This is a genomic window from Mucilaginibacter sp. (assembly GCF_036383575.1).
Classification (GTDB): domain Bacteria; phylum Bacteroidota; class Bacteroidia; order Sphingobacteriales; family Sphingobacteriaceae; genus Mucilaginibacter.
Genome location: NZ_DASVOB010000857.1, coordinates 1 through 7,427, shown reverse-complemented (window position 1 = coordinate 7,427; position 7,427 = coordinate 1). Strand labels below are relative to the sequence as shown.

Below are 7,427 nucleotides of genomic sequence, written 5' to 3'. Positions count from 1 at the left end.
ACAACCACTTACCAGGCGGCGTTAAGTACCAGTTGGGAAGCTGATATTTGGGGTAAATTAAGCAGTTCGAAAAGAGCGGCGCTGGCGTCATTGCTGCAAAGTGACGCGGCAAAAAGAGCGGTTCAAACCCAGCTCATAGCCGATATAGCAAACGCTTATTATAACCTGCTGGCGCTTGATGAGCAATTGGCTATCACTCAGCAAACGCTTACTATACGGGTAAAAGATGTAGAGACCGTGAAAGCCCTGAAGGAAGGTGCTGTGGTAAACGGAGCGGCTGTGGTACAAAGCGAAGCTAACCGCTATGCTGCCGAAGTTACCATACCCGATCTCAAACAAAGCATCCGCGAAGCCGAGAACGCATTAAGTATTTTACTGGCAAGAGCACCCGGTACTATCAAACGTACAACGCTAAGCGAACAGAAACCTGTAGCCGACCTGAAAACGGGCATCCCATCCCAGCTCTTAAAAAACCGCCCGGATGTGCAGGAAGCTGAGTTTGCATTCAGGAGCGCGTTTGAGAATACCAACATGGCACGTACTTATTTTTATCCGCAGCTTACCATTACCGGGCAGGCCGGTTTATCAACCCTGCAGTTGAAGAACTTTTTTGATCATTCCATATTTTACAACTTTGTTGGCGGCATTACCCAGCCTATTTTTAACAAAGGGCAAAACAGGGCACGTTTAAGAACAGCGCAGGCCCAGCAGTTGGAGGCTTATTATGCCTATCAAAAATCATTGCTTACAGCAGGGCAGGAGGTGACCAATGCACTGTTCTCTTACCAAAATGCAATTGAAAAGCAGGGCTCAAGGGCTAAACAGTTACAGGCACTTGAAAAATCGGTTGATTTTACCAAGGAGTTGCTGCGTTACAGCTCGGCAACAAATTATACCGATGTTTTAACTTCCGAACAAAGCCTGCTTGCCGCCCAGTTAAGCGGTGTTAATGACCGTTTGCAAGAGTTGCAATCAATAGTCAACCTTTACCGCGCTTTAGGTGGCGGCTGGAAATAGACTGCATTTAATACCCCTTATTAATTATGAAGCCCGGGTTGTTATTCAACTGCCGGGCTTCTTTTATTACTGCCGGTGATTTTGACATATTTTGAAGTTGTTTAAACATTTATTATCTATGCCAACTAATTGATATTTATAAAACCTGTTACAATACCATCGCCTAAAAACACATTGATATTTAATTATGATTAATTGGTTGTTAATGAATAAATTAAGGTAAATTATACTTGTAATGGAGAGATTAAAACATGGGAAGTAAAGAACGGATATTACGGCAAAAGGACGATACCCGCCGAAGGATACTGGACGCCGCGTTGGATATGATCAAATGCGAGGGCTGTGATGCGTTAAGTATGCGAAAACTTGCCGAACATATTGAATACACGGCTCCCGCTATTTACGAGTACTTTGAAAGTAAGGAGGCTTTATACACTGAGCTTGCCCGTAAAGGCCACCTGAGGTTAACAGCCATGGTAAAACTGGCACAAGAAGCTCATACCGAAGCTGCCGAACAAATGGAGGCTATGTGGCTGGCCTATTGGAATTTTGCAGTTACATACAAGGAGCTTTACCAGCTCATGTTTGCCATTGGTACCGGTTGCTGCCCGGCAGAAAATCAAATAGCCGAAGCCAGCATCTTTCCTCAAATGATTTCTGAAGTGATATACGCGCTATACGCCTCGCCCGAGGTAAGTGATGAAGAAGTTCAAAAAAAATATTATACTTATTGGGCGGTAATTCATGGGTTGATAGCCATTAACATGATCCAGCTCACCCGCGACGAAAAAATGAACCAGGAGATCCTGCTCGGGGCAATCAGGGGGATCACCGCGCTGATAACCGGATAATTTATGATTGACAAGGAGAGGATTTTAAACGGGAGTGAAGTGCTTTTTCTTGAGAGGGGAATAAAAAGCATTACGATGGATGATATTGCCCGGCACCTGGGCATCTCCAAAAAAACAATTTACCAGCATTTCAGGGATAAAAATGAGCTTGTTACTGCCCTTGTTAGCAAGCGGCTTGCCGATGATGAGGCAATGCTTTGTGCTATCATCAGTGATGCTGGCAACATGATAGATGAGATGGTTGAGTTAACCCGATGCACCGGGGAGATCTTTTCAAGGGTGAACCCTGTGGTATTGAATGATCTGCAAAAATACCATCATGAAGGATGGGCGTTGTACCTTCAGTTTAAAACAGGCTTCCTCGTAAACATCATTGAAAAACTTTTAAAAAAGGGAATTGATCAGGGCTATGTGCGTGCCGAAATTGATGCAAGGATCATAGCCATTATGCGCGTTAACCAGATTGAGCTTGGTTTTAACGCTTCTATATACCCGCATGCCGAATTTAATCTATGGGATGTTCAGCTACAGCTTTTAAACCATTTTAATTACGGCGTATGTACACTAAAGGGCATCGCTGTTTTAAATACTGCCGATCGGGCAGCTACCGTTGAGGGCTTATGATCCGGATGCCATTTTCACCTGCAATAATTGCCCTGCCTGCTATTTGGTAAAATAAAGAGTGTTCGACAACGCCGGGGATCATTTTAACAAGCATATTCAATTTTACCGGTTCGGGTAACTCTGTGAATTGTACATCAACCAGCATATTGCCATTGTCTGATATCAAAGCGCCATCTTTTTGCGTACTCATGCGTTGGGTAAATGTAGCTTGCGGAAATAACGCTGAGAGTTTTGCCAATACAATTTGTAATGCCTGCGGCAGGATCTCAATAACAAGCGGATAGGTTGCATTAAGTTGAGATGCAAATTTCCCTTCATCGCCCAGCAGAATAAATTCCTGCGCCATTGAGGCTAAAATCTTTTCGGTAGTATGAATACCGCCGCCGCTTTTCAGGGCATTTAGCTCACTGTCAAACTGGTCGCAGCCATCAAAGTAAATATCGAGTTTATTAAGCAGGGCGGGCGACTGGATGCGCAAGCCATATTTACTTAACAGTTGAGTTGTTTTAAAGGATGAAGATGTGAATGTTAATGAAGCCGCAAGTTCCTGGTTTTGGGCTAACATATTAACCAAATGAGCTATTGTGCTCCCGGCCCCTAAACCAATAGTTTGGTTGGGGGATATTAAGGTTAAAGCGGCTTTTGCTGCTTCCAGTTTATAATCCGTCATGGCGCTAAGATACAGCACCAGCCGCTAATAACCTCAGTCAAATTACGCTTTTAGTCGTCTATGCCCTCCCATAAATGACTATGTACGGTTGATATTATATGCGTTTTCATGTTATTGTTGAGTCGTTAATTATTTTACTTCTGTTATTTAAACTGCCCAAATTTGATTGTTTTCTTAATTGTAGAGACGCATCACATGCGTCTCCCACATGCAATTATGGTAGCAAAATGATATGCAAGGCCGCTTGTCCTAACGGAGACGCATGTGATGCGTCTCTACGAAAAATCTTTATTCATTTTTAGACAGATTCTTAATTCATCTTATACTATTGCAGACGAATCAGCAATAAAAACATTTTAAATAATCTTATTTAAAATTTCGCCCCTTGTGAAATACCTCTTTTTGTTTGTTTTGCTGAACCTGCCCTTTGTTTGAACCTGCCGGGTAAGGTGCGGTTGTTTCATCGCTTCGGGATAATGTCATTACCGGCTGGTCATCATTGCCAACAATTGTCAGGGTGCTTAACAGCTTTGATAAATTGAAACAGCGCCGTATAATAACATGGATCACCTTGCCTTCAATTTGTAAAACCCCTTCAACCATTAATAAACGTGCCTGTACAATATCCTTGCGGTACTTATCAAAGATCTTTTCCCAGGCCACCAAATTGGCAAAGCCTGTTTCATCTTCAATGGTTATAAATAAGATTCCTTTTGCCGTGCCGGGCCTTTGCCGTACAGTTACCAGGCCGGCAACCTTTATCTTATCCCCGTTTTTAAGGTTAGGCAATTCGGCAGTTGGGGTTACCTGCAGCATATTAAGCTGCTGGCGTAAAAAACTAACCGGATGTGCCTTTACAGATAAACCTGTGGCTGCATAATCCTGTACCACATGCTCTGCCTGGGTCATAAATGGTAAGTTGATCTGGGTTTCTTTAGTACTTTCTGACGGTTGCCCGGTAAACAAGCCTATAGGTTTATCATTAAGCGCCGGTACTTCCCATAGTGCAGCACGGCGGTCAAGATTTAATGACCTGAAAGCGTCGGCATCGGCAAGTTTTTCAATCTGGGTTTGAGGTACGCCGGAATCGCTTAAATGACTGATACTGGTATATCCCGCACCACGACCAGCTACGAGGGCCTGCATATCATTTTCATTGAGCCCTTTAACCTGTCTGAAACCTAAGCGTAATGCCCGGTACGCGCCATCCTGCTCTTCAAGGGTATTATCCCAATGGGAGTGGTTGACATCTACCGGGCGTACTATTACACCGTGCCTTTCCGCATCTATCACAATTTGAGCAGGCTGATAAAAACCCATGGGTTGGCTGTTTAACAAGGTAGCTGCAAATACATCGGGATAATGATATTTAAGCCATGAAGAGATATAAACCAGGTGGGCAAAGGATGCTGCATGACTTTCGGGGAAACCATAACTCCCAAAACCTTCCAGTTGTTTAAAAATGCGATGGGCAAAATCTTCTTCATAGCCTCTTCTTGTCATGCCGTCCACCAATTTTTGGCGAAACTGACTTACTAACCCTTTAGCTTTAAAAGTGGCCATACTCCGGCGTAACTGATCCGCCTCGGCAGCAGTAAACTCTGCTGCTACCATGGCTATTTCCATCGCCTGTTCCTGGAACAGGGGAACACCTTTGGTACGGCCTAATATCCTGCGTAATTCTTCTTTTGGATAGCTTTCTTCTTCCAACCCGTCACGACGTCTCAGATAGGGGTGAACCATATCGCCCTGGATAGGGCCGGGGCGTACAATAGCAACCTCAATCACCAGGTCATAAAATTCCCGTGGTTTAAGTCGTGGCAACATCGACATTTGAGCCCGGCTTTCTATCTGGAAAACTCCTAAAGTATCAGCATCGCAGATCATGTCATAAACCTTCGGGTCTTCACGCGGCACGTTCTTTAAATCGTATGCTTTGCCATAGTGCTGCTTAATGAGGTCGAAACTTTTGCGGATGCAAGTGAGCATTCCAAGGCCAAGTACATCTACTTTGAGGATGCCAAGCGCTTCCAGGTCATCCTTGTTCCATTCCAGTTGTGTGCGCTCTTCCATGCGGGCATTCATTACCGGGCAGATATCTGATAGCTTGCCCTGCGTAATAACAAAGCCCCCGGTATGCTGGCCCAACTGGCGCGGAAAGCCCATTAACTGTTCGGTAAGCACCAATACTTTATGCAAGGCCGGATCATCAGGGTTAAGTCCCTGGTCAATGATCCGCTGCCTGTCAAAAGCCTCTTCCGAAAAGTCCCAGATAGCGCCCGACAGGCGGTTAATGGTATCTACAGATAAGCCCATAGCTTTGCCCACATCGCGGATAGCACCCTTATGCCGCTCCTGCGTAACGGTAGCTACAATGGCAGATCGGTCGCGACCGTATTCGCTGTAGATCCACTGGATGATCTCTTCGCGGCGCTCATGCTCAAAGTCTACATCAATATCGGGCCATTCATCCCGCGCATCCGACATGAAACGCGAGAAAAGCAGTTGCGTTTCTACTGGATCCACAGCGGTAATAGCTAAACAATAGCACACCGTAGAGTTGGCCGCCGAGCCACGACCCTGGTAAAGTATGCCCAGTTCTGCCGCTTTACGGGTATACCGGTAAACCCGTAAAAAGTAGGGAGCCAGTTGTTTCCTTTCAATAAAAGCCAGCTCAAACTCTATCTGATGTTTAATTTTGTCAGGCACATTGTTATCATACCGCTGGCATGCACCCTGCCAGGTAAACTGTGTTAGGCGCTGCTGTGGTGTAAGTCCGTCGGTACTGGGTTCTTCGGGCTCAATGTACTTAAGTGTATCTAAGGAAAACTGGCAGGCTTCGGCTATTTCGGCGGTACGGGATATGGCATCAGGATATTGCCGAAAAAGACGTTCCATCTCATCGGTGCTTTTTAAATACCGTTCGGCGTTGGCATTAAGTTTAAAGCCGGCATTATGAATGGTGCATTTTTCACGTACGCAGGTTACAACATCCTGCAGTTGCCTGCGGGCAGCTTCATGGTAATGTACATCGTTTGTGGCTACAATAGGTATGCCTGATTGCGCCAGCCTGTGAAGCCGTTTGGCGTCATCAATATTGTAAGCACGCGATGCCGCAAGATAAAGTTCATGGCCAAAAGCCTCCTGGTACTCTTTTAAATCTGCTTTAAAAGTTTCATCAAAATCAAAAAGACTGTTAAGTGATTCGGGAGGCACGGCTATAAACTTGATACCTTTAGCGTGTTCATATACATCTTGTTTATATAAGTGGCACTGGCCCTTTTCGGCCCGAAGGTTTCCCCTGGTAAGCAGTCCCGAAAGGCGCGACCATGCATCCATATCTGTTGGATAAGCAAGCAGGCTTGCACCATCAAGCAAGTCGAGACGGCAAGCCGGGATAATTTTAATCTTGATATCATCTGGCCTGGCGGCTAAGTGCGCACGTACAACACCGGCCACACTATTACGGTCGGTAATGGCAATTTTGGTATGCCCGAGCGCCGCTGCCTGCATTACCATTTCTTCGGGGTGCGATCCTCCCCGTAAAAAACTGAAATTGGTGGTTACCTGTAATTCCGAATAGCTCATAACACCTTATGCAAAAAATCCGTGAATAAACCATTGCCCTGCCTGGCTGCCTACATAATGGCCCGACCTGAACAGCCAATAACGCCTGCCATCCTGATCTTCAACCTGGTAATAATCTCTGTGTTCACCTTCATCAAGCCACCATTCGCGCTCTATCCGTTCGGGGCCATCGGCCTTTTTAATATGGTGCGTTTCATTTTTGTAGATGAACAGCATTGGCGGATAATCGGGAATAGGAGAGGTTACCTCTATTTGCTGAGGATGAGGAAGTAGGATAGATGGGCGGGGCCGGTCTTTTCGCCAGCTGGTTTGGGGTTTTTCATTAATAGAGATGGCCGGTTTAATGCTTCGCTCGGGCCAGTAACGTTCCTGTGGAAGATAACGGTGAATACTGCCGGTGCCAATTTTATTAGCCAACCTGTCCAGTAACTCTGCCAGGTCGGTATCATCAAGGCCGCAGCTATCAGATTGCCACAACACTTCCTGTTCAGGCTCTGTATCATCAACCTTGGGTGCCTCGAGCGTGAAAAGTTCAATACCTAATGCAGGTTCCAGCGTAGGGATTTTAAGTTCAAAGAGCTTAAACAAATGACCAATATGATGTGATGCGCGATTGGTGCCGATATCAGCGCTAACCACATGCCCATCTACCCGGTAACATTTTAAAACAGCAGTCC

The 7,427-nt window shown here is 45.4% G+C and carries 5 protein-coding genes and 1 pseudogene; 3 read left to right on the top strand and 3 right to left on the bottom strand.

What is annotated here, in order from left to right; genetic code table 11:
- The 3 genes from VF500_RS30240 to VF500_RS30230 all read left to right on the top strand — a co-directional run.
- Positions 1-1,017 (top strand): TolC family protein (locus VF500_RS30240; protein WP_330863224.1); only part of this gene is annotated, 1,017 nt, incomplete at its 5' end.
- A 251-nt stretch (positions 1,018-1,268) separates the two neighbouring features.
- Positions 1,269-1,868: a TetR/AcrR family transcriptional regulator gene (locus VF500_RS30235; protein ID WP_330863223.1), complete on the top strand. Its 600-nt coding sequence runs from the start codon at positions 1,269-1,271 to the stop codon at positions 1,866-1,868.
- Between the two features lie 3 nt (positions 1,869-1,871).
- Positions 1,872-2,492 (top strand): TetR/AcrR family transcriptional regulator, encoded by a 621-nt coding sequence (locus VF500_RS30230; RefSeq protein ID WP_330863222.1) that lies wholly within the window; start codon positions 1,872-1,874, stop codon positions 2,490-2,492.
- Here the strand turns inward: VF500_RS30230 and rpiA are convergent.
- From rpiA to VF500_RS30215, 3 genes and pseudogenes are all read right to left on the bottom strand, one after another.
- Positions 2,473-3,162, bottom strand: a complete 690-nt coding sequence (gene rpiA, locus VF500_RS30225) for a ribose 5-phosphate isomerase A (protein ID WP_330863221.1) — start codon at positions 3,160-3,162, stop codon at positions 2,473-2,475. The two genes, VF500_RS30230 and rpiA, sit on opposite strands and share 20 nt — an antisense overlap.
- Positions 3,163-3,528: 366 nt before the next feature.
- Complete coding sequence (locus VF500_RS30220; protein WP_330863220.1) at positions 3,529-6,750, bottom strand: error-prone DNA polymerase; 3,222 nt, start codon at positions 6,748-6,750, stop codon at positions 3,529-3,531.
- Between the two features lie 6 nt (positions 6,751-6,756).
- Positions 6,757-7,427, bottom strand: a pseudogene (locus tag VF500_RS30215) (DNA polymerase Y family protein); the annotation flags it as partial.